Consider the following 26,880-nt stretch of genomic DNA (forward strand, 5'->3'; position numbering starts at 1 on the left):
GGCGGCAGCCCGCGCATGCTCGCGAAGTCGCTGCTCGGCGGCCTCGGCAGCCGCTGCCCGCAGACCTTTCTCGGTGCGGTTGGCGCTCAGTGAGGCGTCGGAGGAGATCTTGACTCCGTCGAGCGCGACGACACCCAACCTGGCCAAACCCAGTTGCCCGCACAACAGTAGAACCTGGGTGAACAAGGCATCCATGTACGGGGCCACGTCAGCGCGAAACCGGGAGATCGTCACGTGATCGGGGGTGTTGCCCGCGCAGATGATCCGAAACGCGGCATCGCGCTGACACAATCGCTCGAGGACCCGCGAGGATCGTTGTCCCTGCGCCCACCCGAAGACCAGCACTGTTAGCAGCATGTCCGGGTCGTATCCCGCGCGCCCGACACCACCGGTGCGGCGCACCGCATGCACCGCCGAGGTATCCAACGCGGTGACCACATCGATCACGGTGAACACCGGATCCGATGCCGGCAACCACTCACGCATGTCCACCGGCAACAAGAACTGCTGATCCCGATCCACCGGGCGATAACCTTTGGCCACCAGCACATTCTCCCAGCCGACCACACCCCACTACAGACCAACACGCAGCAACATCAACCAGGCCCAATTCGCAACAGCCCGGATCCCGCCTGCCGACGTGAATTGTGGACACTCACGTCAGTTGGACCCAGCTCGGACCGGGTGTTCTCATGTACCCATGACCCTCAGCCTGCTGCTCAGCTTCGCCGGTGTGTGCTTTCTGCTGGCGATTCTGCCCGGGCCCGATTCGTTTCTGGTGCTGCGGTACAGCATCGGCGGTCTCAAGCCCGGGATCGCGGCGGCGATGGGCGTCGCGATCGGTGGATTGTTCTGGGCCGTGCTGGTGGCCGTCGGGCTGGCGGCGATCGTCGAGCAATCCGCGACGGCGTATCGCGTCGTCAAGATTCTCGGCGGACTGTATCTGCTGTACCTGGGCGTGAAGGCCTTCCGGGCGCGACGTAAGAACAAGGTGGCCGGTGAGCCGCTGGTGCCTGTCGCTGCATCTGCGTGGTCGGCGTTCGGTGCGGGTGTTCTCTCGTGCGCGCTCAATCCCAAGGTCGGACTGTTCTACCTCGCGGTGGTGCCGCAGTTCCTGACCGTGGTCACTTTCACCGGTGCCATGACGCTCGGCTTGGTCGAGGTGGTTGTCGCCGCGCTGGTGATGGGAGTGTTCTCCGTTCTCGCCTCACGTGCGGTGGCTTTGCTGAGCAGGCCCGCGGTGACCGACTGGCTGGACCGAATCAGCGCTGGATTCCTGGTTGCCCTCGGCGTCGGCACCGTTGCATCCTCGGCCTAGATCTCGCAGACGCGCGCGCACTTGCCATACGCGCGCAAAATCGTGACGCGAAACCGCTCGCGTTCAGCAAACGCTCTCGCGTTTGCGAGGTCTGAGGGGCCGCGCCGATCACGGCTCGAGTACCGGCTCGATCCCATCCCAGCCGCCGCGTCGGATGCGCAGGATGTAGACCAGTTCGTTGCTGCCGAACGCCTCGACGGTGGTGAAGCGTTTGGGTTCGGTGTTGACCTCGGGATTGCGTGCGTGCGCTTCCTCGTAGAGCTGAGTGGCTCGAAGATCGGCCAACTCCACTCTGGTCCAGAAATCGTCCGATTGCACCGAGTAGACCAGCCTGGGCGCGCCGTCGGTGACGTGCGCGATGTCGATGTCGTCATCGTCGGAATCGGAGTCCTCGAGGTCCAGGTCGAGGTCGTCCTCGGAATCGGTGTCCTGCTCGGCGTCGGTTCCGATCAGATAGACACCCGCCTGCAGGTCACCGGCGGCGACCGTCATGTACTCGGCGTAGTCGCCGGTGTCGATTCCGTCCACGTCCATGTATGTACGGTAGCCATGTGCTGCTTCGTTCACTGAACCCACTCGCCGTTGCGCGGGGAGACGATATTCCCGACGCCATCACGATCGACGGAGTCTCGCTCTCCCGTGCCGACATCCTGGGCGCGGCGACGTCCGTGGCCGAACGTATCTCGCGTGCCGACCGACTTGCGGTCTACGCGACGCCGTCGGTGAAGACGGTGCTCGCTGTTGTGGGCGCACTCATCGCCGGTGTCACCGTGGTCCCGGTTCCGCCCGACGCCGGGGTGGCCGAACGTGAGCACATCCTCCGCGACTCGGGCGCGCAGGCGTGGCTCGGTGAAGCGCCGCCGGACACCTCCGGACTCGAGGTCCTGCCGGTGCGTCAGCATGCACGGTCGTGGCACAGCTACCCCGAACCGCAACCGTCCTCGGTCGCGTTCGTGCTCTACACCTCCGGTACCACCGGCCCGCCGAAAGGTGTGTTGATTTCTCGCAGTGCCATCGCGGCCGGGCTCGACGCGTTGGCGCAGGCCTGGGTATGGACGTCGAGAGATACTGTGGTGCAAGGACTTCCGTTGTTCCACGTGCACGGTCTCATCCTCGGCGTCCTCGGCCCCCTGCGAGTGGGCAGCCCGCTGATCCACACCGGGAAGCCGACGCCGGAGCTCTACGCGGCCGCGCGCGGATCCCTGTACTTCGGGGTGCCGACCGTATGGTCGCGTGTCGCCGCGGACGAGGCGTCGGCCCGCGCTCTTGCCGGTGCCCGACTTCTGGTTTCCGGCAGTGCGCCGCTCCCGGTTCCGGTGTTCGAGAAGCTACGTGAACTCACCGGCCAGGCCCCGATCGAGCGATACGGCATGAGTGAAACCCTCATCACCATCAGCACCCGCGCCGACGGGGAGCGTCGAGCAGGCTCGGTGGGACTGCCGGTCGCAGGCGTCGAGACCCGGCTGCGCGGTGAGAAGGGTGAAATCCTGCCGCACGACGGCGAATCCATCGGAGCGTTGCAGATCCGCTGCCCCATGCTGTTCGACGGCTACCTCAACAACCCGGACGCGACGGCGAAGACGTTCACCGAGGACGGGTGGTTCGACACCGGAGACGTCGCTCTCATCGAGCCCGACGGCTTCCACCGAATCGTGGGACGAGCCTCGACCGATCTGATCAAGTCCGGCGGCTATCGCGTCGGCGCAGGGGAGATCGAGACGGTGTTGCTGGGGCATTCGAGCGTAGACGAGGTGGCCGTGGTCGGTGTGCCCGACGACGACCTCGGACAGCGCATCGTGGCGTACGTCGTCGGCACCGATGTGGAGGATCGGGTGCTGATAGATCTGGTGGCCACCGAGCTCTCGATTCACAAGCGGCCCCGCGAGATTCGAGTGGTCGACTCTCTCCCACGCAACGCGATGGGCAAGGTCCAGAAGAAGTTGCTCGGCTGATGACCCCTTGACGGCATAGGTTAGGCATGCCTATTATTTCCGGTCATGACCGCACCTGCGCCCGAATTGGCCGCCGCTTTCGCTATCGGAGCACACCGATCGGAGGCAACCATCATCGAGGCGGCGACGCGTCGTGAGTTCCTCATCGGCAGCGTTGCCCTTGCTGCGTTGATCGCCGGCTGCGGTAGCGGTGAGGAGCAGGCCACGGGCGACGGGACGGCAGGGGACGGCTATCCCCGCACGATCGTCGACGATGCGGGTGAGTCCGTCGTGATCGACCGTCGACCACAGCGGGTTGCCTGTGTGGCCAACCTGTGGGATCTCGATACGGTGCTCGCGCTCGGGGTCGTCCCCGTGCAGTTCGGGGTTCGCGAGGGCTTCGCCGAGATGATCGGCGCACCGAACAGATCATGGGAGTGGCACGAGAACGCCCTCGCCGAACTCGGTGGGACGAGCGAGCGGATCCCCCTCGGTGAATCGATCGATACCGAGCGCATCGCAGCAGCCGAACCCGATCTCATCATCGGCGACGACGGGTTGGCCGATTCTCGTTCTCAGCTCGAATCGCTTGCCCCGGTGGTGCAGATCGCGTCGTTCGATTGGCGAGCCAACCTCGAGATGATCGGCGACGCACTCGACCGGCGAGATCGCGCCGACGAGCTCATCGCGGACACCGACGCGAGGATGTCCGCCGCGCTGGAAGGGCTCGACGTCGGCGGTGCCACGGTCGGCTTGATCGCCGCCTACGACACGTCCATGTTCTACGGGCTCGGTCACGAATCGATCCCCGCCGTCGATCTGTTCCGGCGAGCCGGGTTCACGACGGTCGCCGCACTGTCCGACGGAGCGACCGCCGACGCTCCGCGTCCCGAGTTCTCCGCCGAGAACGCCGACGTCCTCGCCGACGCCGATGTGCTCGTCGTGTTCGACTTCGGCTCGGCCGGGATCGTCGAGACCGGACTGTTCACGTCGTTGCCGAGCGTCGCAGCGGGCCGGGTGGTGGTGCTCGAACAAGGTGAAGTGGCTCAGGGCTTCTCGACGTTGAGCCCGCTCAATCTCGACCTCTGCATCGACGTGGTTCGCCGTGCGGCCGAACTGCTGTGAGTACACGCCCCGGGCAACGTCGTTCGGCCGGTCGTCAGCGAGCGTTCGAGTAGGCGGTTAGCCTCGAAATCATGACCACTCTCGACGGCGCACGCATTCTCGTATTCGGTGCCAGCGGCGGTCTCGGCGGACCGATCGTCGAGCAGCTCGCGAAGGCCGGGGCTCGGTTGACTCTGAGCGGCCGGAGCATCGAGTCGGACCATCACACGGTGAACGCCGATCTGACGCTGCCCGATTCGGCCCGATCGGTGGTCGCGGAGGCCGTCGAACACCACGGCGGATTGGACGGAATCGTCATCGCCGCAGGTGTTGTGGCGTTCGGGCCGGTGACCGAGGTGGACGACGACACCGTCGACGAATTGCTGCTGCTGAACTATCTGGCACCGCTGCGTGTGCTTCGAGAAGCACTGACCACGCTGGATCAGGGCGGGTTCGTGCTCAACATCAGTGCCGTCGTGGCCGACAAGCCGATGCCGAACATGGGTGCCTATTCGGCGAGCAAGGCAGCGGTGAGCGCGCTGCTGAAAAGTGTTCGTACAGAAGCGCGGAAGTCGAAGATCAGGATCGTCGACGTGCGTCCGCCGCACACCGAGACGGGGCTTGCGACGCGGCCGATCGCCGGGCAGGCACCGAAACTACCGCAGGGTCTGACGCCGGATGCGGTGGCAGCACGCATCGTCGCGGCGATCACCGACGACGAGACCGATGTCGGCGCGGATCAGTTCTCGTAAGCTATTGTCGGCATCGTGACCGAGACACACGTGACCGACGCAGCCAGAAGGCTCGTGCGTCGTCGCACCATCGACTTCGGTCTCGTCTGCACTTCTTCCTGTTCGTAGCTGTCGATCGAACCCATCCCCGACGAGCATTTCGCGCTCCTCGGGTAGTTCCGGCAACCCTCGAATCGAACAGGAATCTTCCATGACCACTTCTGTGTCCCACATCGGCGGCGTCATCGCTGCCACCGACGATGCCGTGCAGGCCGACGCCAAGAACGCCCACGCGGTGTTCCGTGCCTCCGCCACCGCGCACGATGCCGTCGCCAGCACCGTCACCCTGGGCAAGTTCAGCGTCGAGGTCGACGAGCCGCCCGCCCTCGGCGGTGAGAACAAGGCCGCCAACCCGGTCGAGTACTACCTGGCTTCGCTGCTGTCCTGCCAGGTGGTCACCTACCGCGTCTGGGCCGAGAAGCTCGGTATCGTCGTCGACGACATCAAGGCCAAGGCCGAGGGTGACCTCGACGTTCGCGGATTCTTCGGTTTCGACGACAACGTTCGTCCCGGATTCGGTGAGGTGCGCGTCGTCGTGACCGTCACCGGTCCGGAGAGCCGGGAGCGGTACGAGGAGCTGCAGAAGGCCGTCGACGATCACTGCCCCGTGCTGGATCTGACGCGCAATCCCACCCCGATTCACACCGTTCTCGAAACGGCCTGATGTCATGAGCGAACGGACATTCGGCCTGCGTACCAGAGCAATTCACGCCGGAGCGAGACCAGATCCTTCCACCGGTTCGCGTGCTGTGCCCATCTATCAGACGGCCAGCTACGTGTTCGAGAATTCCGCGGACGCAGGCGATCTGTTCGCTCTGCAGAAGTACGGCAACGTCTACAGCCGCATCGGCAACCCCACGGTCGCCGCCTTCGAGGAGCGCATCGCGAGCCTCGAAGGCGGCATCGGGGCGGTGGCGTTCGCCAGTGGGTTGGCGGCCGAGTTCGCAGTGTTCGCTGCGCTTGCCGGCACCGGCGACCACATCGTTGCCGCGGCCGGGCTCTACGGCGGCACGGTGACCCAGCTCGACGTCACGCTGCGTCGCTTCGGCGTCGAGACCACATTCGTTCCCGGTACCGATCCTGCGGATTACGCAGCAGCGGTGACGGATTCGACCAAGCTGATCTACGCGGAGATCATCGGCAATCCGTCGGGGGAGATCGCCGACCTCGAGGGTCTCGCCGCCGTAGCGCACGAGCACGGAATTCCGTTGGTGATCGACGCGACGATGGCGACGCCTTGGCTGAGCAGGCCCATCGAATTCGGCGCCGACATCGTGATCCACTCGGCTACCAAGTTCCTCGGCGGTCACGGATCGACGCTCGGGGGAGTGGTGGTCGAATCCGGGCGATTCGATTGGGGCTCGGGCAAATTCCCGCAGATGACGGCCCCGGTGGATTCGTACGGCGGTCTGTCGTGGTGGGGAAATTTCGGCGAGTACGGATTTCTGACCAAGCTGCGCAGCGAGCAGTTGCGCGACATCGGCGGCGCACTGGCACCGCAATCGGCATTCACGTTGATCCAGGGAGTGGAGACGCTGCCGCAACGCATGGACGCGCACGTCGCCAATGCTCGGGTGGTCGCCGAGTGGCTCGAGGGCGATTCCCGCATCGACTATGTGAGATGGGCTGGGCTGCACAGCCACCCGCATCACGAACGTTCCGAGAAATATCTGCCCGCCGGACCTGGAGCGGTGTTCGCCTTCGGAATCGACGGAGGCCGGGCCGCCGGACAGGCGTTCGTCGAGAGCGTTCAGGTCGCCAGCCACGTCGCCAACATCGGTGACGTGCGCACGCTCGTTATCCACCCGGGAAGCACCACGCACCGACAACTGACCGACGAGCAACTCCGCGGAGCAGGTGTCGGTCCCGAGCTGATTCGTATCAGCGTCGGCCTCGAAGACACCGAGGACATTCTGTGGGACCTGGATCAGGCCCTGACACTGGCAACCGGAAAGGAGCGGTCATGAGCGAACGCACCTGGCAGGGCCCGTCCGCCCAGGAACGGCAGCGCATCCTGCGGGAGACCAAGACGGTGGCGATCGTCGGAGCGTCCAAGAATCCCTCGCGGGCAAGCTACTTCGTCAACCGCTACCTCTCGTCGACGAGCAACTACGAGATCTTTCTGGTGAACCCGACGGTCACCGACATCGAAGGAACGACGGTCTACCCCACACTCGCGGACCTACCGAAGCCGCCGGATCTGGTCGACGTGTTCCGCAAGTACGACGACCTTGCTGCAGTGCTTTCGGAAACCATTGCAGCGCATGCGAAGACGATCTGGCTGCAGTTGGGGCTGTGGCACGAGCAGGTGGCCAATGACGGCGAGGCAGCGGGATTGAACGTCGTCATGGATCGGTGCCTGAAGATCGAACACGCCCGATTCCACGGGGGTTTGCACCTGGCCGGATTCGATACGGGAGTGATCGATTCGCGTCGTACCCGCGGTTAGAGGTTCACGCCTTCAGCAGACGGCCGCTGATCACGGTGGCCAGTGCACGTGGAGCCAAACGGACACTGCCGGCGCTGATCTTGTTGGACAGGCCGGACACGATGCTGGCGGGGGTGCGGCGAGAGTCCAACGCGCGCAGAGCCGTCGCGACCACCTGCTCGGAGGTCTGAAAGTTGCCCACCGCGGCGTCCTCGGATCCGACGACGTCGAAGAACTCGGTGCGGGTAGGGCCGGGGGAGAGCGCGAGAATCTTCAGCGGCGAGGCGCGGTGCTCGAAGGCAAGCGCTTCGGTGAAGTTCAGGACGAATGCCTTCGTCGCGCCGTAGACGGCCATATTGGGTGTGGGTTGGTACGCGGCGGTACTCGCCACGTTGATCAGTGCGCCGGTCAGGTTCGGCAGGAATGCGTGAGTGAGGTCCACCAGCGCACTGATGTTGAGGGCGATCTCGGCGGCGACGCGTGTGGGGTCCTCGTCGGCGAACTTCCCGTGCGTGCCGAAACCTGCGTTGTTGATCAGGGTGGTGGGGGTGATTCCCCTGTCCGTCAATGTGGTTCGCAGGGTTTCGCCGATGCCGGGGACGCCCAGATCCATGGCTACGACGGTGGCCGTCACGCCGTGATCGGTTTCGATGCGCCGCGCCAGGGCGTTCAGTCGATCGGCGCGTCGTGCCACGAGGACGACGTTCTCGCCGCGTGCGGCGAAGCGGGTGGCGAATTCCTCGCCGAGGCCCGAACTTGCTCCGGTGATGAGCGCTGTGGAAGTCATGGTTGCCAATGTAGGCAGTGTCAGCATTGTTGTCAACGCCAACATCGCCTAGGGTGAGGTCATGGCAACGCAGCGCTACCACCATGGCGACCTGCGTGCGGTGTTGCTCGACGAGGCCGAACGGAGCATCGCGCACGGCGGGGTCGACGCGTTGTCGCTTCGGCAGCTGGCCAGAGACGTCGGAGTCAGTCACGGTGCCCCGGCGCGCCACTTCCGTGACAAGCAAGCGTTGCTGGATGCATTGGCGCTGCACGGTTTCGAGGAATTGAACCGCCGGATGGTCGCAGCGGCAACGGGACCCGGTGAGCTGATGGCCAGGTTCCGTGGCGTGGCCCGTGCCTACCTCGGATTCGCCGTCGAACACCCGGAGTTGCTGGATGTCATGTACAGCACCAAGCATCACCCCGACGCCAGTGAGAAGCTGAAAAGCGTTGCGCACGAGAGTATGACCGCCACCGAGGCTTTGCTGATGGAAGCGATGGCGGCCGGTGTGATCACCGAGGCTCCACCCGAGATACTCGCGCGCGTCGCTTTCGCGAGCGTGCACGGACTCGCGATGCTGGCCACCGGCGACCTGCTCGACGGCGTCCCGACCGAGGATCTGCTCGACGCCACCGTGGACACTCTGCTGCGCGGGTTCACCTAAGTTGAACGGCATGACCGAATACGACCTGCAACGCTTCGTCGATGCTCAGGACCCCGTCTGGACCGCGGTGACGAAGGAACTGAAAGCAGGGCGAAAGCAGACGCACTGGATGTGGTTCGTGTTCCCGCAGTTGGCGGGGTTGGGGCGCAGTGCGACTGCCCAACACTTCGGCATCGCCGATCTGACCGAGGCGAAGCTGTACCTGTCCCACGAAGTATTGGGGCCTCGCCTGAAGAAGGCGGCCCGGCTTGTGGTGGCTGTCGAGGGGCGGACCGTCGACGAGATCTTCGGTTATCCCGACAACCTGAAGCTGCATTCGTCCATGACGCTTTTCGCCGAAGCTACCAAGGGTCCGTCTGTATTCGGCGAAGTGTTGCAGAAGTATTTCGCCGGTGAATTCGATGGCCCGACACTCGACTTGCTCGACGAGCGATACCGCTAGCATCGCACCCATGACCACTCCACTCGCCGGATCCATTGCTTTCGTCCACGCCAGCTGGCACCTGGACATCGTCGATCGTGCGCGAGTGGGATTCGCCGCCGAACTGGAGAAGCTCGGACAGGCCGAGACGACGCTCGACGTGTTCGAGGTGCCAGGGGCCTTCGAGATCCCACTGCATGCACAGCGGTTGGCCAAGACGGGCAAGTACGCCGCGATCGTCGCCGCTGCGCTGGTGGTCGACGGCGGAATCTACCGACACGATTTCGTCGAAACAGCGGTCATCGACGGCCTGATGCGAGTGCAGCTGGACACCGACGTGCCGGTGTTCTCGGTGGTGCTGACGCCTCACCACTTCCACGAACACGCCGACCACATGGCCTTCTTCACCGCGCACCTGGAGAAGAAGGGTGCCGAGGCTGCACGCGCAGTGGTGAAGACTCTGGCGTCGCTGGGGACCATCGGCTGACGCTGGTCCGAGCCTCCGATATCGATCGCGCCGGAAGACCGGTTCGACGCAGACTGGGAGGCGGGCGGGTTCGAGCTACGGGAAGTTGCACCCGAGACCTTCCTGCTGACGTGCACCCTGCTGCTCGACGACCGGCTCACCCGCAGGGTCACGGTGTGGCAGCGAAGTGACGATGCTTGGAAGATTCTCTACCACCAAGGAACTGTGGTGGTCGACCGCGAATCGTGAAGAATGAGTCGGCTCCTATCACACGCCACCGACAAGTTCCGATTCACGAATAGTTAAGCAGGACAACAGTTTTCGATTCAACTATGGTTGCCAGTCGAACGCGCGTTCGATACACTTGCTCCATGACCACGGAGATCTGGCAACTGAGCGAGAGCGAACTGCTCGCCGACGCCGCCGCGGTCTCCCACCAAATCCAGTTGTTGGAGGCCCGCCGGATCGCTCTCGTCGCCGAGATCGACACCCGCGTGAGCCGGGAGAAACTCGGCTTCCCCGGACCCGCAGGCTGGCTGACCTCCACCACCCTGCTGTCCCCCAGCAAAGCGACCAAGATCGTCGCCCTCGCCCGCGGCATGGCTGCGTTTCCCGACATCGCCGACGCCGTGAACACCGGTGCGATGTCCGTCGATCACGCCGCGTTGATCCTCACCTTCGCCGAAACCCCACCGGAACACCTGCCGCAAAAGGGCCGCGATATGGCCCGCGCCGCGTTGATCAAATCTGCAACAGGACCCGACGCACGCACCGGCCGCATCCGAGCAGCGATCACCCGACTCGAAGACAGCTTCGGCAACAAGAAACCACCCGCCGAGAACACCGACCGCAACGAACTCTTCGCCTCCACAACCCTCAACGGGCGGCTGGTGCTCAAAGGAGACTTCGATGCGATCACCGGCGAGAAACTGCTCACTGCCCTCTCACCGTTGACCGAACCCCACCCCGCCGCCGACGGAGCCGGGACACTCAAAATCGCAGACGATCGCAGCCCCGCCAAGCGCAGAGCCGACGCCTTCGGACACATCCTCGACCAGTACCTCGCCTCGAGCGATCGCCCCATCGAAGGCGGAGAGCGCCCGCACCTGAACCTGCACATCCGGTTGCAGGACCTCACCGACCTCCAGAACTGCGGCGGCGACGACGACATCACCGACGACGAAACCTCACGCGCAGCAGCCGAATCCGACACCGACACAGCAGATCCCGTCGACATCAACACCGGCGCACCGATGCACCCCGACACCGCAGAACCGCATGCGGCGGAAGAACCCGAGGCCGACAGCGCTGCGGGAGCTGCCGCCGATCGTGGCGCGTATCGCGACTTGTTCGGCGACGGCGCTTCGGTCGGGTGGCTGCCGTGGATGGGACCGCTCTCCCGCAACACCTCCCGCCAACTGGCCTGCGACTGTGTTCTCACTGCGATCGTGATGGACGAGAACGGCAACCCACTCAACCTCGCCCGCACCGCCCGCACCGTCACCGCGAAACAGCGCAGAGCTCTCACCGCCCGCGATCACGGCTGCGCGTTCCCCGGCTGCGGAAAACCCGCCGCCTGGACCGAAGGACACCACATCCGGCACTGGGGCGACGGCGGACCCACCGACATGAACAACCTGGTTCTGCTCTGCGGATTCCACCACCGCCTCATGCACCATTCGGATTGGGAAGTGTTCATCGGCACCGACAACCACCCCTGGTTCGTACCGCCGGCCACCGTCGACCCCTACCGGCAACCCAGGCCATCCCACGCCCGAGCAGGCCCCCACATCGCGTGAGCGTCAGGAAAGACTCCAGCCCCGCACCGAGAACACGGTGCGGGGCTGGATGAGATTGTTCGACAGGCCGATTCGAGTGGAGCGGCTAGTCGTTGGCGTGCAATGCCGCGTTCAGTTCGACACCGGTGCCCTTCCACGGCACCACCTCGACAGCACCCGACAGTGAGTTGCGACGGAACAGCAGGTTCGACTTGCCGGACAACGTGGCAGCCTTCACCACTGTCCCATCCGGACCGCTCACCTTCGTGCCGGCGGTGATGTAGAGCCCGGCCTCGACGACGCAGTCGTCACCGAGCGAGATGCCGAGCCCGGAGTTGGCGCCCAACAGGCAGCTCTTTCCGACGGAGATGACGTTCTTGCCGCCACCGGAGAGCGTGCCCATGATCGACGCACCGCCACCCACGTCGGAACCGTCGCCCACCACGACACCCGCGGAGATACGTCCCTCGACCATCGAGTTGCCGAGCGTGCCGGCATTGAAGTTGACGAAGCCCTCGTGCATGACCGTCGTCCCGCTGGCCAGGTGCGCACCGAGACGAACGCGGTCGGCGTCGGCGATACGAACTCCGGTGGGAACGACGTAATCGACCAGGCGTGGGAACTTGTCGACTCCGTACACGGTCACCGGACCGCGGGCGCGCAGCTTTGCGCGCACCGTCTCGAAACCGTCCACGGCAGCAGGCCCGAAGTTGGTCCACACCACGTTGGCCAGCAGACCGAACACTCCGTCGAGGTTCTGCCCGTGCGGCTGAATCAACCGGTGCGAGAGCAGATGCAGTCGCAGATACGCATCGTGGGCGTCGATCGGGGCGTCGTCGAGCGAGGCGATGCTGGTGCGCACTGCGACTACCTCGACGCCGCGCGCCTCGTCCGGTCCGACGAGAGCGGCCAGCTCCTCGGGGACGTCCGAACCCTCGAGCCGGGTGGTGCCGGTCTCGAAGCCCGACCCGAGCTCCGGGCTCGGAAACCAGGTGTCGAGAACAACGCCCGATGTCGTGATGTTGGCGATTCCTACTGCTGATGCTCCATGTGCGCTCACGGGACGAAGAATACGCGGTTGGCCGAATGCGGTGGGCTCGGCAACCGGCTCCGGTCGGCGACTGTTCTGCACACGGTCTCGGGCGTGCGGATTGCGGGAACACCTCGATTCGGGTGCTGCGTCGGTTCGTTATCGGTTCGACTGCCGAGCGTGATCGCATCGGGATGCATGCCGACGAATCGGCCGCGGGGGAGCTGACAGAGTGTGTCCGGTGATCACTCGTACCGCCTCCCGTAGCCGTGGCGCGACCTCGGTGATGGCGGGCAGTGTGTCCTTCACCGGGTTGGTGACAACCCTGGCGACGACGATCGTGCTCGGAGTCGCACTGGGTTTGGTTGTCACAGGCGCGTGGTAGACATCGTCATCGGCTGACAGGGGGTCGCCGAGGCTGGGGGAGAGTCATGAATTCGAGCAAGTCCGCGCGCGTACGTTCGGTCGTCACGGCTATTGCTGCCGCTGTGGTGGTGTCGGGCGGCGTCGCCCTAGGCTCCGGCACCGCAGCCGCAGATCCCGATTGCGCCGGAGCAGGCGGGCCGTCGGCAGTGGTCGCACGAATCCCGGGGTCAGCTCTGGAAGGACTGGCAGTCGACGCGTCGGGCCGCGCCTACGTCACCGACATCGTCTCCGGCCGGGTGTACCGCATCGACGCGCCAGGACAGGCCGCGTATCCCATCGCGACGGTCCCCAGCGGTGGCGGCGGCGCTCTGGCCTGGATGCCCGACGGCACCCTGCTGGTCGGCTACGGAGCCGATCCTCGCGTCTTCGTCGGAGACATCGTCAGGGCCGCGGGGATCGTTCGACTCGACGTCGACACTCTCACCGTCACTCCGTTCGCGACCGGTCTGAGCGCGGCCAACGGCCTTGCCGTTGCCGCCGACGGAACGGTGTACGCCACCAACGACTTCGGCTCGCTGATCGGCCGGATCGGCCCCGACGGTTCGGTCGACCCGGCGTGGGCGAGCTTCCCCAGTGCCAACGGCGCGGTACTCGACGCCGCCGATCGGTACCTGTACGTCTCGCGGACTTTCGTGAACCCGGGCGTCAGCAGGATCCCGATCGCCGACCCCTCGGCACCGGAAAGTGTTCTCGACCTGTCGGGGCTCGACAGTTTCGCGGCTCCGGACGGGCTCACCCTCGACGATGCCGGACGCCCGGTGGTGCCGCTCAACGCAGGCGGCTCCGTCGTCCGCATCGATGCGCCGGGGGCGACATGTGTCATCGGCACCGGTACGCGGTTGACGAGCGTCGTGGCCTACGGGCGTTCCGACCAGGGCTTCTCGAGCGGAAGATTGTTCGGTGCCGGCTTCGACGGCGTGGTCCGCGAGATTCCGGGATCCACGGCCTAGAGTTTTCTCCCGTGACGCTCGAACTGCATGCCGACCCGATAGACCTCACCGCGGCGCTGGTGGACATCCCCAGTGTCAGTGAGGACGAATCGCGCATCGCAGACGAGGTGGAGCAAGCGCTTCGCGAGCAGACGACGGGCTTCGAGATCATCCGCAGCGGCAACGCCGTGCTCGCCCGAACCAACCGCGGACTGGCATCGAGGGTGATGCTCGCGGGTCATCTCGACACGGTTCCCATCGCGGACAACGTGCCGTCGCGACGCGAGCTCGACAGCGCCGAGGGCGACATTCTGCACGGGTGCGGAACCGTCGACATGAAGTCGGGTGACGCGGTGTTCCTGCACCTCGCCGCCACGATCGACAACCCTGCGCACGATCTGACCCTGGTTTTCTACGACTGCGAGGAGATCGCGGCCGCGCGGAACGGACTGGGCCGGATCGAGCGCGAACTCCCCGAATGGCTCGCTGCCGACGTCGCCATCCTCGGCGAACCGTCCGGCGGATTCATCGAGGCCGGTTGTCAAGGGACACTGCGGGTTCGGCTGACGGCGTCGGGAACGCGGGCCCACAGTGCCCGGTCCTGGTTGGGCGACAACGCAATTCACAAGTTCGGTGCGGTTCTCAACCGTCTCGCCGCGTATCGCGCACGCACCGTCGATATCGACGGCTGTGTGTATCGCGAAGGGCTGCAAGCAGTCCGGATCTCCGGTGGGGTCGCGGGCAATGTCGTTCCCGACGCAGCCGAACTCGACGTCAACTTTCGCTTTGCACCGGATCGCAACGTCGACGACGCCGTCGAACACGTTCGTGAGGTGGTCGAGGGACTGGATCTCGGCTTCGAGGTCACCGACTCGTCGCCCGGAGCGCTTCCCGGTTTGAACCGACCCGCAGCGGCCGCTCTCATCGAGGCCGCGGGCGGACAGTTCCGGGCCAAGTACGGCTGGACGGACGTCTCGCGCTTCTCGGCGCTCGGGATCCCGGCGGTCAACTACGGACCCGGCGACCCCAACCTGGCCCACAAGCGTGACGAACGCGTACCCGTCGAGCAGATCACCCATGTCACACAGGTGCTCCGGAGCTACCTCTCTGCCGGATAGCCTGAACGCCATGAACAGCGACCAGGGCCCAAGCGGTTTCGAGGAACACGGCGGTTTCGAGGACCACGACAGTTCCGAGGGGCACAGCAGCGAGAAGCTCGCCAAGCACAAGGGATCCGTCGTACTTCGGCGTGGCCGGAACACCGAGACGTCCACCTCGGATCAGCGCCTGCTCGACGAGCGTGGGCCAGGAAACTGGATTCACTCCGACACCTGGCGAGTGCTGCGCATCCAGAGCGAATTCGTCGAGGGATTCGGTGCCCTGGCCGAGGTCCCCAAGGCCGTAACCGTGTTCGGTTCGGCGCGCACCCCCGTCGACCATCCCGAGTACGAGCGCGCCCGGCAACTCGGAGCCGCTCTTGCGAAGGAGGGCTTCGCCGTCATCACCGGCGGCGGGCCGGGCGCGATGGAAGGGGCCAACCGCGGTGCGAGCGAGGCCGACGGCTACTCGATCGGGCTCGGCATCGAGCTGCCGTTCGAGCAGGGCCTCAACGAGTGGGTCGATCTGGGCGTCAATTTTCGCTACTTCTTCGTGCGCAAGACCATGTTCGTGAAGTACTCCCAGGCGTTCGTGTGCCTCCCCGGCGGTTTCGGTACTCTCGACGAACTCTTCGAGGCGCTGACCCTGGTGCAGACCGCCAAGGTCACGAAATTCCCGATCGTGTTGCTGGGCAAGGACTTCTGGTCGGGACTGCTCGATTGGCTCGAGACGACGCTCGTGAAAGAAGGCAAGGTGTCCGAGAAGGACCTCGACCTCATCCACTGCACCGACAGCGTCGACGAGGCTGTCCGGATCGTCCGCGAGGCCCAGCAGTGAGCGAGCGAGCATCGACCGAACGCGCGCTCAGCGTCTGCGTCTACTGCGCGTCGGGTCCCGTGGACTCCTCGTTCATCGACCTGGCCGGTGAGGTCGGCACCGAGATCGGTCGGCGAGGCTGGCAGCTCGTCTCGGGCGGCGGGAACGTCTCGATGATGGGCGCGGTCGCCGCGGCGACGCGAGCAGCGGGCGGCAACACGGTCGGCGTGATTCCGAAAGCGCTCGTGCACCGTGAGGTCGCCGATGTCGACGCCGACGAGCTGATCGTCACCGACACGATGCGTGAGCGGAAGAAGATCATGGAGGACCGCGCCGACGCGTTCATCACCTTGCCCGGTGGGATCGGGACGTTGGAGGAGCTGTTCGAGACATGGACGGCGGGCTACCTGGGCATGCACAGCAAGCCGATGGTGATGCTCGACCCATTCGGACATTTCGACGGCATGATGCAGTGGATAGAAGGTTTGCGAGAGACCGGATTCGTCCAGCAACGCGCCCTGGACGCCCTGGTCAGAACGTCGACTGTCGATGAAGCACTGGATGCCTGCGCAACGTTGTGACAGGTCACCAAGCGTGGCCACGAAGTGAGATGCTCAAAGTTGTTACTCTCAAGTAGGGTAAGAAATCTCACATCGTCTTCAAAGGGGAGTTCATGGCTGTCGATGCCCGTCAGAAAATTGGAGTGACCGACCTCGCGGTCGCGTTGCCGAAAATGGTGACGGAGGTGCCTAGTCTGCTCAAGGGCCTGGCGGGATTCACCCGCAAGCCCGACCACAAAGCGTCGATCGGTCAGGTCTTCCAGGACGCCGCCGCGAAGAACAGCGACCGTCCGTTCGTGCGGTTCGAGGGCGAATCGATCACCTACCGAGACGCGAACGAACTCGTCAATCAGTACGCCGCGGTGTTCGCGGACCACGGGGTGAAGCGCGGCGACGTCGTCGGCATTCTCAGCAAGAACAGGCCGGAGGCACTGTTCGCCGCGCTCGCTACCGTCAAGCTCGGTGCCACGGCGGGAATGCTGAACTACAACCAGCGCGGTGACGTGCTCGAGCACAGCCTCGGTATTCTCGACGCGAAGGTCCTCGTGCTGGACGAGAGCGCGCAGGAAGCCCTCGATTCGCTCGACGGGGAGCCGAAGGTCGGAGCAGTGCTGCCGCTGAAGAAGCTGGCCGAGCTCGCGGCAACGGCGTCGACGGCCAATCCGAAGGTCACCGCCGAGATCCAGGCCAAGGAGAAGGCGTTCTACATCTTCACCTCGGGCACCACCGGCATGCCGAAGGCCAGCCTGATGAGCCACTTCCGCTGGCTCAAGTCGATGTCCGGTCTGGGCAACATGGGTGTGCGGCTGCGCAGCAACGACGTCATCTACTGCTGCCTGCCGCTCTATCACAACAACGCACTGACGGTGACGCTGTCCTCGGTGCTCGCAGGCGGCGCGACCATGGCCATCGGCAAGCAGTTCTCGGTGAGCAACTTCTGGGACGACATCCGGCTCAACAAGGCCACCGCGTTCACCTACATCGGTGAGCTGTGCCGCTACCTGCTGACGCAGCCGGAGAAGCCGTCCGACCGAGACAACTCGGTCAAGCTGATCGTCGGCAACGGGCTGCGCCCGGAGATCTGGGAAGAGTTCACCCAGCGATTCGGCATCTCCCGCGTTGCCGAGTTCTACGGTGCGAGCGAGTGCAACATCGCGTTCATCAACGCCCTGAACATGAAGAAGACTGCAGGCGTCTGCCCGTTGCCGTACGCCGTCGTCCAGTACGACGAGGAGTCCGGCAAGGCCAAGCGCGGCCAGGACGGCAAGCTCCGCAAGGTCGGCAACGGCGAGGTCGGACTGCTGCTGTCCAAGGTCACCGACCGAGCTCCGTTCGACGGCTACTCCGACGACAAGGCCACCGAGAAGAAGCTGGTGCGCGACGGATTCAAGGACGGCGACGCATGGTTCGACACCGGCGACCTGGTCCGCAAGCAGGGCTTCATGCACGTCGCGTTCGTCGACCGCCTCGGTGACACCTTCCGCTGGAAGGGCGAGAACGTCGCGACCACACAGGTCGAGGGAGCCCTGGGTGGCCACTCCTCGATCGACGGTGCCGTCGTGTACGGCGTCGACATCGAGGGAACCGACGGCAAAGCAGGTATGGCTGCGGTGACGCTGCGCGAAGGCGAGACCTTCGACGGCAAGACGATGGCCGAGCACCTCTACGACAAGCTCCCGACGTACGCGGTGCCGCTGTTCGTCAGGGTCGTCGAGAGCCTCGAGCAGACGTCGACGTTCAAGAGTCAGAAGGTGGCCCTGCGCAAGCTCGGCTACGAGGAGGACAGCGACAGCGACCTGTACGTGCTGCGTGGCAAGTCCGGTGGCTACGAGAAGGCGTACGACGGTTACGTGGCCGAGGTCGCCGCAGGCAAGGCGCCCAAGGGCTGAGCACTCGAAAGATGCTCACGTGCCACTATTGATTTCATGAGCACTCTCTGCGGCAAACCGGTCGCCGACGATCGCGCATTGGTCATGGCGATCGTCAATCGCACCCCCGATTCGTTCTACGACGGGGGTGCGAACTTTTCCGACGACGCCGCGATGGCGTCGGTGCACCGGGCCGTCGCGGAGGGTGCCGACATGATCGACATCGGCGGTGTGAAGGCCGGCCCCGGCGCCATCGTCGACGCCGAGGAGGAGATTCGCCGTGTCGTTCCGTTCGTCGAGGCCATCCGGGACGCGTATCCGGAGCTGCTGATCAGTGTGGACACCTGGCGCAGCGAGGTCGCCCGACTGGCCTGTGGCGTCGGCGCGGATCTGATCAACGACACGTGGGCCGGGGCCGACCCGGAGCTGGTGCGCGTCGCTGCCGCCGAAGGTGTCGGCATCGTCTGCTCGCACACCGGCGGGGCGGTGCCCCGTACGCGCCCGCATCGTGTTCGGTACACCGATGTGGTGGCCGACGTGATCGCCGAAGTCACCGCTGCCGCGGAGAACGCCGTCGCGGAGGGGGTGAAAAAGGATTCGATTCTTATCGATCCGACGCACGATTTCGGCAAAAACACCTATCACGGGCTCGAGTTGTTGCGTCGCGTGGACGATCTTGTAAACACCGGGTGGCCTGTGCTCATGGCGCTGAGCAACAAGGACTTCGTAGGCGAGACTCTAGGGGTAGAGCTCGCCGACCGGTTGGAGGGAACATTGGCAGCGACAGCATTGGCCGCAGCAGGCGGAGCCCGAATGTTCCGGGTTCACGAAGTTGCGTCGACCAGAAGAGTCGTCGACATGGTGGCAGCGATCCAGGGTCTGAGAACCCCGGCGCGGACGGTCAGGGGTCTGGCATGACACTCGCAGATCGAACGGACGTCACCAGGGCGTGGTCCGAGACCAACAGCTGGGACACCCCGCAATGGACCGTCGCCGAACTCGAGGCCGCCAAAGCGGGCCGAACGGTGTCGGTGGTACTCCCGGCGCTCAACGAGGAACAGACGGTCGCCGCCGTCATCGACACGATCCACCCGTTGCTCGGCGGACTCGTCGACGAGCTGATCGTGTTGGACTCCGGTTCCACCGACGAAACGGCTGTGCGCGCGACGGCGGCCGGTGCACGGGTCATCAGCAGAGAGGAAGCGGTACCCGGGGTCGACCCGGTACCCGGCAAGGGCGAGGTGCTGTGGCGATCGGTGGCTGCGTCGACCGGTGACCTCATCGCGTTCGTCGACTCCGACCTGATCAACCCCGATCCGGCGTTCGTACCCAAGTTGCTCGGCCCCCTGCTGATGGGCGACGGCATCCATCTCGTCAAGGGCTACTACCGCCGTCCGTTGCGGACCAGTGGAACCGAGGACGCCAACGGCGGTGGACGCGTCACCGAGCTGGTGGCACGGCCGCTGCTCGCTGCGTTGCGGCCCGAGCTGACCGGGGTCATTCAGCCCCTCGGGGGCGAGTACGCCGGTACGCGTGAGCTTCTGTCCGCGGTGCCGTTCGCGCCCGGCTACGGAGTGGAGATCGGGCTGTTGCTCGATACTTACGACAGGCTCGGGCTGGGGGCGATCGGCCAGGTGAATCTGGGAGTGCGCAAGCACCGCAACCGCCCGCTGGTCGAACTCGGCGCGATGAGCCGACAGATCGTCGGGACGATGCTCAACCGCTGCGGGATGGTCGATTCCGGTGCCGGTCTTCTGCAGTTCCGCGTCGACGGTGACTCGTTCGAGCCGTTCTCGACCGAGGTGTCGTTGTTGGATCGACCGGCGATGAACTCGCTGAAATAGTCGTGTCGGGCGGTCGTGACAAGATCGAGGCATGTTGACGCTGCTGATCTACGTCGTCGTCATTGCCGTCGTCGCTGCTGCACTGTTCTTCGTGGCGTCGGCGGTGTTCGGTCGCGGTGAGGAACTGGGCCCGTTGCCCGAGGGAACCACCGCGACCGTTCTGCCTGCGGAGGGCGTCACCGGTGCCGACGTGCGCGCGCTGAAGTTCCAGCAGAGCCTGCGGGGTTACAAGCCCAGTGAGGTCGACTGGGCACTGGAGAGACTCGGCGGCGAGATCGACATGCTTCGTTCGCGATTGTCGGCCGCGCAGTCCTCGGGTACCCCACAGTCGGCCGCATCCGAGCCGGACGGGCAATGAGTGCTGTCGCCGGACCGGACGGCAAGCTCCGCTGCCCGTGGGGTGCCACCGACAACGAGCTGTATCGGGATTACCACGATACCGAGTGGGGTCAGCCGCTCCACGGACGCAACGAGCTCTACGAGCGACTGTGTCTCGAAGCGTTCCAATCGGGTCTGGCGTGGATCACGATCCTGCGCAAGCGCGAGAGTTTCCGCACCGCATTCGCCGGTTTCGATCCGGAGCACGTGGCCCGCTTCGACGAGGCCGATGTGGATCGGTTGATGAACGACGCGTCCATCGTGCGCAATCGGCTCAAGATCGAGGCAGCGGTGAACAACGCGCGCGCCGTCGTCGATCTCCACGACACCGACCTCGACACTCTGCTGTGGTCCTTCGCACCGGAACCCAGGCCGGCGCGCCTGATCGAGTTCTCCGAGGTGCCCGCCTCGACCGAAGAGTCCACAGCCATGGCCAAGGAGCTCAAGCGGCGTGGTCTGCGGTTCGTCGGTCCGACAACCGCCTACGCCCTGATGCAAGCCACCGGAATGGTCGACGATCACCTGTCGGAGTGCTGGGTGCAGGTCACGAATACCGACTCCGTTTCCCGGTATCGAGGTCGATAGGGAAGAATAGGAGTCAACACCCGTCGCCCCGCGACGAATTTATCTTTTAGGCCGAGGCGCCGAGTTGGTGGGCGCAGATCTGGAGGGAGCAGAGGATGGCGGCGATGAAGCCCCGGACCGGGGACGGTCCCCTCGAAGCAACCAAAGAGGGACGAGGAATCGTCATGCGTGTCCCGCTCGAGGGGGGCGGCCGATTGGTCGTCGAATTGACCCCCGACGAGGCCGCGGCACTCGGTGACGAACTGAAGGGTGTCACCGGCTGATCGCCCTGTCGATCGATCATCGCTCAGCCCCGCTGGCCGTACCGGCAAGCGGGGCTTTGTGTTGTTTCCAAGGGTGTGCGCGCCGGTGTGAAAGAGGTACTCGATGCTGACCGACGTCGTGGACGTGCTGCTGTGTCCGCAGTGCCGAGTGCGTGAGGTCGACTCCGGCCTCGGTGTAGGCGACACGGATCGGACTTTGTGGTGCGATCGAGGGCATTCTTTCGACGTGGCCCGGCAGGGTTACGTCAGTCTGCTCATTGGTGACGGCGGCAAGTTCGCGGGCGATTCGGCCGAGATGATCGCGGCACGCGACGTGTTCCTGGAGAAGGGGCATTTCGATCCGATCGCCGAAGCGGTCTCGGCGGGTGTGCCGGTGGACAGCGAGGTGGTGCTCGACGTCGGAGTCGGAACCGGTCACTATCTCGCGGCGGTTCTCGATGCCCGCCCCGAGGCCCGGGGGATAGGCGTCGACGTGTCGAAGTTCGCGGCCAGGCGCGCCGCACGATCCCATCCCAGGCTGGGGTCCGTGGTCGCGGACATCTGGAGTGGACTTCCGGTGCGGTCGGGTGCCCTGTCTGCGGTGACGTGCGTGTTCGCCCCGCGCAACGCCGGTGAGCTGAACCGAGTCCTCGTCGACGACGGAGTGTTGGTCGTCGTCACGCCCACGATGCGACATCAGCGTGAGCTGCGGGGGCCACTGGGACTCATCGGCGTCGCCGAGGACAAGACCCGCCGGCTCGGCGAATCGTTGTCCGGTCTGTTCGAGCCGGTGGCGGAGTCTGCGCTCGAGTACTCGATGATGCTCTCGCACAACGACATCGAGGCGCTGATCGGCATGGGTCCGTCGTCGCGCCACGGTGACCCCGACGCTCGGTCCGCTGCCCTGGGGGAGCTACCGGACGTCACCGAGGTCACCGCGTCGGTGACGGTCTCGACCTATCGCAGGGCGAATCGCTGAGTCGTCCCGATCAGCGGCGCCGCGCCAGCGCGTCATTGTAGACGGCGAGAGTCTGCTTCGCGATAGAGGCCCAGGAGAACTCGGCGACAGCGCGTTCGCGGCCCGCCTTGCCCATCGTCGTTGCGAGCGTGGGGTCGAGGGCGACCTCGTTGACGGTGTCGGCGAGGGTTCGCTCGAAAGCGTCGGGTTCGTAGGAGTTGTAGTGCACCAGGCGTCCGGTGCGGCCCTCGTCGACGACCTCGGGAATGCCGCCGACATCCGAAGCCACCACAGCAGTTTCGCACGCCATCGCCTCGAGGTTGACGATGCCGAGTGGCTCGTACACCGAGGGGCAGACGAACACTGCTGCTGCCGTGAGAATCTCGCGAATCTTGTCGGTGGGCAGCATGTCCTTGACCCAGAACACGCCGCTGCGCTGCTCGGCGAGCAACGCCACCGCGCGCTCGGTCTCCGCGGCGATCTCCGGTGTATCGGGCGCGCCTGCACACAGGACGAGCTGGATCGACGGGTCGAAGTGGTGGGCTGCTGCGATGAGGTGCCCGACGCCCTTCTGCCGGGTGATGCGTCCGACGAACGCGACGATCGGCTTGCTTCGATCGACGCCGATCTCGTCCAGGGTCGAGGTGCCGTGGTCGGCGAACCACCGCTGGGTGTCGATCCCGTTGCGCACCACATGAACCCGGCTCGGATCGAGGCGCGGATAGGCGTCGAGCACATCTTTGGCCATGCCCTCGCTGACGGCGATGACCGCGTCGGCGTACTCCACGGCATTGCGCTCCGACCACGACGAGATGCGGTAGCCGCCGCCGAGTTGCTCGGCCTTCCACGGCCGGCGCGGCTCGAGGGAGTGCGCGGTGAGGATGTGGGGTACGTCGTACAACTCTGCTGCCAGATGACCGGCGAGGCCGGTGTACCAGGTGTGCGAATGCACCACGTCCGCGCCTGCGGCGGCGTTCGCCATCCGCAGCTCGGCCGACAACGTCGTCAACGCAGCGTTGGCTCCGGCGAGCGCGGGATCCGGGTCGTGCACCTGCGCAGTGTCGCGGGGCGCGCCCATACAGTGGATGTCCACGTCGCACAGCGACTTCAGCTGAGCGGATAGCTCGGTGACATGAACTCCTGCGCCACCGTAGATCTCCGGGGGATATTCCTTGGTCATCATTGCTACGCGCACGTGAACGAACCTACATTCCCCAGCAGTTGTGCGTGTACTGCTCGCAAGGTTCTCTCGGTGCGGATAGGTTGAGTGGGTGAGGACACAACCGCACGTACTAGGGATCGTGCTTGCCGGCGGCGAGGGTAAGCGTCTTTACCCGATGACCGCGGACCGAGCCAAGCCGGCAGTTCCCTTCGGGGGCGCCTACCGACTCATCGACTTCGTGCTGAGCAATCTCGTCAACGCCGGTTACCTCCGGCTCTGCGTGCTCACCCAGTACAAGTCCCATTCACTGGACCGCCACATCTCGCAGACGTGGCGGCTGTCCGGATTCGCCGGGGAGTACATCACTCCGGTTCCCGCGCAGCAGCGTCTCGGACCCCGGTGGTACACCGGCAGCGCCGACGCGATCTTCCAGTCGCTGAACCTGGTGTACGACGAGGACCCCGAGTACATCGTGGTCTTCGGAGCCGACCACGTGTACCGGATGGATCCGGAGCAGATGGTGCAGCAGCACATCGACTCCGGGGCGGGCGTCACCGTCGCCGGTATCAGGGTTCCGCGCAGCGAGGCCTTCGCGTTCGGGTGCATCGATTCGGACGAGAACGGCAAGATCACCCAGTTCCTCGAGAAGCCGGCGCAGCCGCCCGGCACACCGGACGACCCGGACGTCACCTATGCGTCCATGGGCAACTACGTGTTCACCACCAAGGTGCTCGTCGACGCCATCAAGGCCGACTCCGAGAACGTCGACTCCGACCACGACATGGGCGGCGACATCATTCCGGCGCTCGTCGAAGCGGGCGTCGCCTCGGTCTACGACTTCAACGACAACGTCGTGCCCGGTGCCACCGAGCGCGACCGCGGGTACTGGCGAGACGTGGGCACCATCGACGCCTTCTACGACGCGCACATGGATCTGGTGTCGGTGCATCCCATCTTCAATCTGTACAACCGCCGCTGGCCCATCCGCGGATCGGCCGAGAACCTGCCGCCCGCCAAGTTCGTCCAGGGCGGCTTGGCTCAGGAGTCGGTCGTCGGTGCCGGGTGCATCCTGTCCGCGGCCACGGTCCGCAACTCGGTGCTCAGTTCCAACGTCATGATCGACAGCGGCGCGACGGTCGAGGGCAGCGTCCTGATGCCCGGCGTCAAGATCGGTAAGGGTGCCGTCGTGCGGCACGCGATCCTGGACAAGAACGTCGTGGTGGGCGACGGCGAGATCATCGGCGTCGACCACGAACGTGATCGCGAACGCTTCAACGTCAGTGCCGGGGGAGTCGTCTCCGTCGGCAAGGGCGTCTGGATCTAAAGCCTGCGGCAGTGGTGCGGCTCCGATCTCTGGTCGCTCCGCAGGCTCCGCTCCTGTGTGCCGCAGAGGGCACCTGATCGCACCACTGCGCGGAGCGCACTCACGCCCTCGACGCGCAGATCAGCCCGTCGCCCAGGGGCAGCAGCACCGTCGTCAGACGGTCGTCCTCGGCGATGGCCCTGGCGGCGGATCGGACGGCCACTGCGGTCGCGTCGCGCTGAGTGGGATCGGCGACCCGTCCGCCGAGCAACGCGTTGTGCAGCACCAGAACTCCGCCGGGGCGCAGCAGTCTGACGCTCTCGGCAACGAAGTGCGGATGGTCGGCCGGACTGGCATCGATGAACACCAAATCGTAGGTGTCGTCGGCCAACCGGGGGAGCACGTCCAGCGCCCAACCGTTGATCAGCCGGGTGCGTGAGGGTGCAATTCCCCCCGCGCGGAACGCTTCTCGGGCCGCGCGCTGGTGCTCCGGTTCGGTGTCGATGGTGGTGAGAACGCCGTCCGCGCGCATCCCGTCGAGCAGCCACAAGCCGCTGATGCCCGCGCCGGTTCCGATTTCGACGACGGTCTTCGCGCCGAGCATCTGGGTGAAGATGGACAGAATCGCTCCGACCGACGGCGGTACCGGGGCGGCACCCAGGTCGACGGCGCGCTCTCTGGCTGCGATCAGAACCTCGTCCTCCTGAGCGGAGTCTTCGGCGTAGGCGAGCATCTTCTCGGCGTTGGTCGGCACGCCCCGAGGCTATCGTGCCCATGGCACATTCTCACGCACACATTCTCAGGTGCGCCTCAGCTGATTCATACCGGACCCACACGCGGGTCCGTCAGGCTATGGAGGAATCGAAGGTCCATCTCGATTGCGAAGTGTGAGCTGGAACATCCGAGGGTAGTCGTCGGTTGAATCAGAAGGACGTACGCAGTCCTGAGCAGGAGGATCCAACTATTTACAAGATCAACGGCGATCGCGACACCGCGCGTCTACCCGAGTCCGTACCCGCGCCCGACGACCTCAGCGGCACCGCAGTGTTCGATGCGACCGGCGAGGACTCCACCATGCCGTCCTGGGACGAACTGGTTCGCGAACACGGCGACCGCGTCTACCGACTGGCCTACCGTCTGTCCGGCAACGCTCAGGACGCCGAGGACCTGACGCAGGACACCTTCATTCGCGTGTTCCGCTCCCTGTCGAACTACCAGCCGGGCACCTTCGAGGGGTGGCTGCACCGCATCACCACCAACCTGTTCCTGGACATGGTTCGTCGTCGCAGCCGCATCCGTATGGAAGCGCTCCCCGAGGATTACGACCGCGTCCCCTCCGACCGACCCAACCCCGAGCAGATCTACCACGATGCCCGCCTCGATCCCGATCTGCAGTCCGCGCTCGACTCGCTGGCACCCGAGTTCCGCGCCGCAATCGTGCTGTGCGACATCGAAGGACTGTCCTACGAAGAGATCGGTGCGACACTGGGCGTCAAGCTCGGAACGGTTCGCAGTCGCATTCACCGTGGACGCCAGGCGCTACGCGAGTACCTTCGAGTGCACGGGAAGGTCGACTCCGGTCACGCAAGTGTCCACTAGCTACGAGGAGGGTTGGATGACGCAGGCGCGCAAGCCGAAGCAATTCAGCTCCACCGAACATCTGGCCAGTGAGGCCGTCGCGGCGTACGTCGACGGCGAGTTGCGAATGCCCGCTTATCTCCGTGCAGCCGACCATCTGTCCGAATGCCCCGAGTGCGCCGCCGAGGTCGAGGCCCAGCAGCAGGCGCGCAAGGCCCTGCGCGGAGCAGGGGAGATGTCGATGCCCCATTCTCTGCTCGGTCTGCTCAGCCAGATACCGTCCTGCGCGGGCGAGGATCGGCCGTCCCACACCAAGCGAACCTTCATGTCCGCCGTAGCCGACGTCCGCCGTCGACGACGCTGACGGTGCCCGACTCTTCTCACCTGCATCGAGCCGCGCCGACCGCTCGAGTGATACTGAACTCTCACACCG

Annotated in this window: 32 protein-coding genes; 26 read left to right on the forward strand and 6 right to left on the reverse strand. The window is 65.2% G+C overall.

The window, feature by feature from the left end:
* On the reverse strand, positions 1-543 hold a 543-nt coding region (locus tag QM615_RS19695; RefSeq protein WP_502941896.1), incomplete at its 3' end, for a transposase.
* Between the two features lie 157 nt (positions 544-700).
* On the opposite strand from QM615_RS19695, the gene QM615_RS19700 reads away from it, so the two are divergent.
* Positions 701-1,318: a LysE family translocator gene (locus tag QM615_RS19700; RefSeq protein ID WP_149407912.1), complete on the forward strand. Its 618-nt coding sequence runs from the start codon at positions 701-703 to the stop codon at positions 1,316-1,318.
* 108 nt (positions 1,319-1,426) lie between these two features.
* Here the strand turns inward: QM615_RS19700 and QM615_RS19705 are convergent, their stop codons facing one another.
* The gene (locus QM615_RS19705; protein ID WP_149407913.1) at positions 1,427-1,852 is read right to left on the reverse strand and encodes a hypothetical protein; all 426 of its coding nucleotides are present in this window, start codon (positions 1,850-1,852) and stop codon (positions 1,427-1,429) included.
* A gap of 2 nt (positions 1,853-1,854) precedes the next feature.
* Here QM615_RS19705 and QM615_RS19710 point away from each other — a divergent pair, with 2 nt between their 5' ends.
* From QM615_RS19710 to QM615_RS19735, 6 genes are all read left to right on the forward strand, one after another.
* Positions 1,855-3,270 carry an acyl-CoA synthetase gene (locus QM615_RS19710; RefSeq protein ID WP_149407914.1) on the forward strand — a complete coding sequence of 472 codons (1,416 nt, stop codon included), beginning with the start codon at positions 1,855-1,857 and terminating at the stop codon, positions 3,268-3,270.
* A gap of 45 nt (positions 3,271-3,315) precedes the next feature.
* Positions 3,316-4,374 (forward strand): ABC transporter substrate-binding protein, encoded by a 1,059-nt coding sequence (locus tag QM615_RS19715; RefSeq protein ID WP_149407915.1) that lies wholly within the window; start codon positions 3,316-3,318, stop codon positions 4,372-4,374.
* A 71-nt stretch (positions 4,375-4,445) separates the two neighbouring features.
* Complete coding sequence (locus tag QM615_RS19720) at positions 4,446-5,105, forward strand: SDR family NAD(P)-dependent oxidoreductase (protein ID WP_094641253.1); 660 nt, start codon at positions 4,446-4,448, stop codon at positions 5,103-5,105.
* Positions 5,106-5,295: 190 nt separating this feature from the next.
* Positions 5,296-5,808: an OsmC family protein gene (locus QM615_RS19725; RefSeq protein WP_094641255.1), complete on the forward strand. Its 513-nt coding sequence runs from the start codon at positions 5,296-5,298 to the stop codon at positions 5,806-5,808.
* Positions 5,809-5,812: 4 nt separating this feature from the next.
* Positions 5,813-7,111: an O-acetylhomoserine aminocarboxypropyltransferase/cysteine synthase family protein gene (locus tag QM615_RS19730; protein ID WP_149407916.1), complete on the forward strand. Its 1,299-nt coding sequence runs from the start codon at positions 5,813-5,815 to the stop codon at positions 7,109-7,111.
* Positions 7,108-7,593: a CoA-binding protein gene (locus QM615_RS19735; RefSeq protein WP_149407917.1), complete on the forward strand. Its 486-nt coding sequence runs from the start codon at positions 7,108-7,110 to the stop codon at positions 7,591-7,593. Before QM615_RS19730 ends, QM615_RS19735 begins: the two co-directional genes overlap by 4 nt.
* A 4-nt stretch (positions 7,594-7,597) precedes the next feature.
* Here the strand turns inward: QM615_RS19735 and QM615_RS19740 are convergent, their stop codons facing one another.
* Complete coding sequence (locus QM615_RS19740) at positions 7,598-8,359, reverse strand: SDR family NAD(P)-dependent oxidoreductase (protein ID WP_262498613.1); 762 nt, start codon at positions 8,357-8,359, stop codon at positions 7,598-7,600.
* A 61-nt stretch (positions 8,360-8,420) separates the two neighbouring features.
* On the opposite strand from QM615_RS19740, the gene QM615_RS19745 reads away from it, so the two are divergent.
* The 4 genes from QM615_RS19745 to QM615_RS19760 all read left to right on the forward strand — a co-directional run bounded on the left by QM615_RS19745 (position 8,421) and on the right by QM615_RS19760 (position 11,691).
* Complete coding sequence (locus tag QM615_RS19745) at positions 8,421-9,005, forward strand: TetR/AcrR family transcriptional regulator (RefSeq protein ID WP_149407919.1); 585 nt, start codon at positions 8,421-8,423, stop codon at positions 9,003-9,005.
* Positions 9,006-9,015: 10 nt separating this feature from the next.
* Positions 9,016-9,447: a DUF1810 domain-containing protein gene (locus QM615_RS19750; RefSeq protein ID WP_149407920.1), complete on the forward strand. Its 432-nt coding sequence runs from the start codon at positions 9,016-9,018 to the stop codon at positions 9,445-9,447.
* Positions 9,448-9,457: 10 nt separating this feature from the next.
* Positions 9,458-9,913, forward strand: a complete 456-nt coding sequence (locus tag QM615_RS19755) for a 6,7-dimethyl-8-ribityllumazine synthase (protein ID WP_149407921.1) — start codon at positions 9,458-9,460, stop codon at positions 9,911-9,913.
* A gap of 350 nt (positions 9,914-10,263) precedes the next feature.
* Positions 10,264-11,691, forward strand: coding sequence for an HNH endonuclease signature motif containing protein (locus QM615_RS19760; protein ID WP_149407922.1), 1,428 nt, complete (start codon positions 10,264-10,266; stop codon positions 11,689-11,691).
* Between the two features lie 85 nt (positions 11,692-11,776).
* Here QM615_RS19760 and dapD read toward each other — a convergent pair whose 3' ends face one another.
* A complete protein-coding gene (gene dapD, locus QM615_RS19765; RefSeq protein WP_149407923.1) occupies positions 11,777-12,730 on the reverse strand; it encodes a 2,3,4,5-tetrahydropyridine-2,6-dicarboxylate N-succinyltransferase in 954 nt (317 codons plus the stop codon).
* A gap of 211 nt (positions 12,731-12,941) precedes the next feature.
* Between dapD and QM615_RS19770 the strand changes: the two genes are divergently transcribed.
* From QM615_RS19770 to QM615_RS19825, 12 genes are all read left to right on the forward strand, one after another.
* Positions 12,942-13,085, forward strand: coding sequence for a hypothetical protein (locus QM615_RS19770; RefSeq protein WP_156516329.1), 144 nt, complete (start codon positions 12,942-12,944; stop codon positions 13,083-13,085).
* Between the two features lie 46 nt (positions 13,086-13,131).
* Positions 13,132-14,076: an SMP-30/gluconolactonase/LRE family protein gene (locus QM615_RS19775; RefSeq protein ID WP_149407924.1), complete on the forward strand. Its 945-nt coding sequence runs from the start codon at positions 13,132-13,134 to the stop codon at positions 14,074-14,076.
* Between the two features lie 11 nt (positions 14,077-14,087).
* Positions 14,088-15,173 carry a succinyl-diaminopimelate desuccinylase gene (gene dapE, locus QM615_RS19780; protein ID WP_149407925.1) on the forward strand — a complete coding sequence of 362 codons (1,086 nt, stop codon included), beginning with the start codon at positions 14,088-14,090 and terminating at the stop codon, positions 15,171-15,173.
* A 10-nt stretch (positions 15,174-15,183) separates the two neighbouring features.
* Positions 15,184-15,990 (forward strand): LOG family protein, encoded by an 807-nt coding sequence (locus QM615_RS19785; RefSeq protein WP_149407926.1) that lies wholly within the window; start codon positions 15,184-15,186, stop codon positions 15,988-15,990.
* The gene (gene log, locus QM615_RS19790) at positions 15,987-16,550 is read left to right on the forward strand and encodes a cytokinin riboside 5'-monophosphate phosphoribohydrolase (RefSeq protein ID WP_149407927.1); all 564 of its coding nucleotides are present in this window, start codon (positions 15,987-15,989) and stop codon (positions 16,548-16,550) included. Before QM615_RS19785 ends, log begins: the two co-directional genes overlap by 4 nt.
* Before the next feature lie 92 nt (positions 16,551-16,642).
* Positions 16,643-18,418, forward strand: coding sequence for a long-chain-acyl-CoA synthetase (locus tag QM615_RS19795; RefSeq protein WP_068053074.1), 1,776 nt, complete (start codon positions 16,643-16,645; stop codon positions 18,416-18,418).
* Between the two features lie 36 nt (positions 18,419-18,454).
* Complete coding sequence (gene folP, locus QM615_RS19800; RefSeq protein ID WP_094641281.1) at positions 18,455-19,315, forward strand: dihydropteroate synthase; 861 nt, start codon at positions 18,455-18,457, stop codon at positions 19,313-19,315.
* On the forward strand, positions 19,312-20,241 hold the full coding sequence (locus QM615_RS19805) for a glucosyl-3-phosphoglycerate synthase (RefSeq protein WP_068053080.1): 930 nt from the start codon (positions 19,312-19,314) through the stop codon (positions 20,239-20,241). Before folP ends, QM615_RS19805 begins: the two co-directional genes overlap by 4 nt.
* A 31-nt stretch (positions 20,242-20,272) precedes the next feature.
* Positions 20,273-20,599, forward strand: a complete 327-nt coding sequence (locus QM615_RS19810; protein ID WP_068053083.1) for a DivIVA domain-containing protein — start codon at positions 20,273-20,275, stop codon at positions 20,597-20,599.
* Positions 20,596-21,204 carry a DNA-3-methyladenine glycosylase I gene (locus QM615_RS19815; RefSeq protein ID WP_149407928.1) on the forward strand — a complete coding sequence of 203 codons (609 nt, stop codon included), beginning with the start codon at positions 20,596-20,598 and terminating at the stop codon, positions 21,202-21,204. Before QM615_RS19810 ends, QM615_RS19815 begins: the two co-directional genes overlap by 4 nt.
* 95 nt (positions 21,205-21,299) lie before the next feature.
* Positions 21,300-21,467 carry a DUF3117 domain-containing protein gene (locus tag QM615_RS19820; RefSeq protein WP_008714277.1) on the forward strand — a complete coding sequence of 56 codons (168 nt, stop codon included), beginning with the start codon at positions 21,300-21,302 and terminating at the stop codon, positions 21,465-21,467.
* A gap of 103 nt (positions 21,468-21,570) precedes the next feature.
* Entirely contained in the window at positions 21,571-22,425 is an 855-nt protein-coding gene (locus QM615_RS19825; protein ID WP_149407929.1) for a methyltransferase domain-containing protein, read from the forward strand.
* 10 nt (positions 22,426-22,435) lie between these two features.
* Here QM615_RS19825 and glgA read toward each other — a convergent pair whose 3' ends face one another.
* Positions 22,436-23,599: a glycogen synthase gene (gene glgA, locus QM615_RS19830; RefSeq protein WP_149407930.1), complete on the reverse strand. Its 1,164-nt coding sequence runs from the start codon at positions 23,597-23,599 to the stop codon at positions 22,436-22,438.
* A gap of 76 nt (positions 23,600-23,675) precedes the next feature.
* Between glgA and glgC the strand changes: the two genes are divergently transcribed.
* Positions 23,676-24,890 (forward strand): glucose-1-phosphate adenylyltransferase, encoded by a 1,215-nt coding sequence (glgC, locus tag QM615_RS19835; protein WP_094681525.1) that lies wholly within the window; start codon positions 23,676-23,678, stop codon positions 24,888-24,890.
* A 100-nt stretch (positions 24,891-24,990) separates the two neighbouring features.
* Here glgC and QM615_RS19840 read toward each other — a convergent pair whose 3' ends face one another.
* Positions 24,991-25,602 (reverse strand): O-methyltransferase, encoded by a 612-nt coding sequence (locus QM615_RS19840; protein WP_068053115.1) that lies wholly within the window; start codon positions 25,600-25,602, stop codon positions 24,991-24,993.
* A gap of 239 nt (positions 25,603-25,841) precedes the next feature.
* On the opposite strand from QM615_RS19840, the gene sigE reads away from it, so the two are divergent.
* Both sigE and QM615_RS19850 read left to right on the forward strand, forming a co-directional pair.
* Positions 25,842-26,468, forward strand: a complete 627-nt coding sequence (gene sigE, locus QM615_RS19845) for an RNA polymerase sigma factor SigE (protein ID WP_052047749.1) — start codon at positions 25,842-25,844, stop codon at positions 26,466-26,468.
* A 16-nt stretch (positions 26,469-26,484) separates the two neighbouring features.
* Positions 26,485-26,811, forward strand: a complete 327-nt coding sequence (locus QM615_RS19850) for an anti-sigma factor family protein (protein WP_068053118.1) — start codon at positions 26,485-26,487, stop codon at positions 26,809-26,811.
* Positions 26,812-26,880: the final 69 nt, after the last annotated feature.

It is taken from the genome of Rhodococcus sp. IEGM 1341, from assembly GCF_030056895.1.
Taxonomy (GTDB): domain Bacteria; phylum Actinomycetota; class Actinomycetes; order Mycobacteriales; family Mycobacteriaceae; genus Rhodococcoides.

Excerpts from the sequence above, each read along its gene's own strand:
- QM615_RS19820 (WP_008714277.1), top strand. The coding sequence starts at position 21,300 with ATGGCGGCGATGAAGCCCCGGACCGGGGACGGTCCCCTCGAAGCAACC.
- QM615_RS19810 (WP_068053083.1), top strand. The coding sequence starts at position 20,273 with ATGTTGACGCTGCTGATCTACGTCGTCGTCATTGCCGTCGTCGCTGCT.
- QM615_RS19840 (WP_068053115.1), bottom strand. The coding sequence starts at position 25,602 with ATGCTCGCCTACGCCGAAGACTCCGCTCAGGAGGACGAGGTTCTGATC.
- folP (WP_094641281.1), top strand. The coding sequence starts at position 18,455 with ATGAGCACTCTCTGCGGCAAACCGGTCGCCGACGATCGCGCATTGGTC.
- QM615_RS19725 (WP_094641255.1), top strand. The coding sequence starts at position 5,296 with ATGACCACTTCTGTGTCCCACATCGGCGGCGTCATCGCTGCCACCGAC.
- QM615_RS19735 (WP_149407917.1), top strand. The coding sequence starts at position 7,108 with ATGAGCGAACGCACCTGGCAGGGCCCGTCCGCCCAGGAACGGCAGCGC.
- QM615_RS19740 (WP_262498613.1), bottom strand. The coding sequence starts at position 8,359 with ATGACTTCCACAGCGCTCATCACCGGAGCAAGTTCGGGCCTCGGCGAG.
- QM615_RS19775 (WP_149407924.1), top strand. The coding sequence starts at position 13,132 with ATGAATTCGAGCAAGTCCGCGCGCGTACGTTCGGTCGTCACGGCTATT.
- QM615_RS19715 (WP_149407915.1), top strand. The coding sequence starts at position 3,316 with ATGACCGCACCTGCGCCCGAATTGGCCGCCGCTTTCGCTATCGGAGCA.
- QM615_RS19755 (WP_149407921.1), top strand. The coding sequence starts at position 9,458 with ATGACCACTCCACTCGCCGGATCCATTGCTTTCGTCCACGCCAGCTGG.
- QM615_RS19850 (WP_068053118.1), top strand. The coding sequence starts at position 26,485 with ATGACGCAGGCGCGCAAGCCGAAGCAATTCAGCTCCACCGAACATCTG.
- QM615_RS19805 (WP_068053080.1), top strand. The coding sequence starts at position 19,312 with ATGACACTCGCAGATCGAACGGACGTCACCAGGGCGTGGTCCGAGACC.
- QM615_RS19815 (WP_149407928.1), top strand. The coding sequence starts at position 20,596 with ATGAGTGCTGTCGCCGGACCGGACGGCAAGCTCCGCTGCCCGTGGGGT.
- QM615_RS19785 (WP_149407926.1), top strand. The coding sequence starts at position 15,184 with ATGAACAGCGACCAGGGCCCAAGCGGTTTCGAGGAACACGGCGGTTTC.
- QM615_RS19700 (WP_149407912.1), top strand. The coding sequence starts at position 701 with ATGACCCTCAGCCTGCTGCTCAGCTTCGCCGGTGTGTGCTTTCTGCTG.
- QM615_RS19730 (WP_149407916.1), top strand. The coding sequence starts at position 5,813 with ATGAGCGAACGGACATTCGGCCTGCGTACCAGAGCAATTCACGCCGGA.
- QM615_RS19750 (WP_149407920.1), top strand. The coding sequence starts at position 9,016 with ATGACCGAATACGACCTGCAACGCTTCGTCGATGCTCAGGACCCCGTC.
- QM615_RS19760 (WP_149407922.1), top strand. The coding sequence starts at position 10,264 with ATGACCACGGAGATCTGGCAACTGAGCGAGAGCGAACTGCTCGCCGAC.
- QM615_RS19795 (WP_068053074.1), top strand. The coding sequence starts at position 16,643 with ATGGCTGTCGATGCCCGTCAGAAAATTGGAGTGACCGACCTCGCGGTC.
- QM615_RS19745 (WP_149407919.1), top strand. The coding sequence starts at position 8,421 with ATGGCAACGCAGCGCTACCACCATGGCGACCTGCGTGCGGTGTTGCTC.
- QM615_RS19705 (WP_149407913.1), bottom strand. The coding sequence starts at position 1,852 with ATGGACGTGGACGGAATCGACACCGGCGACTACGCCGAGTACATGACG.
- QM615_RS19825 (WP_149407929.1), top strand. The coding sequence starts at position 21,571 with ATGCTGACCGACGTCGTGGACGTGCTGCTGTGTCCGCAGTGCCGAGTG.
- QM615_RS19720 (WP_094641253.1), top strand. The coding sequence starts at position 4,446 with ATGACCACTCTCGACGGCGCACGCATTCTCGTATTCGGTGCCAGCGGC.
- QM615_RS19710 (WP_149407914.1), top strand. The coding sequence starts at position 1,855 with ATGTACGGTAGCCATGTGCTGCTTCGTTCACTGAACCCACTCGCCGTT.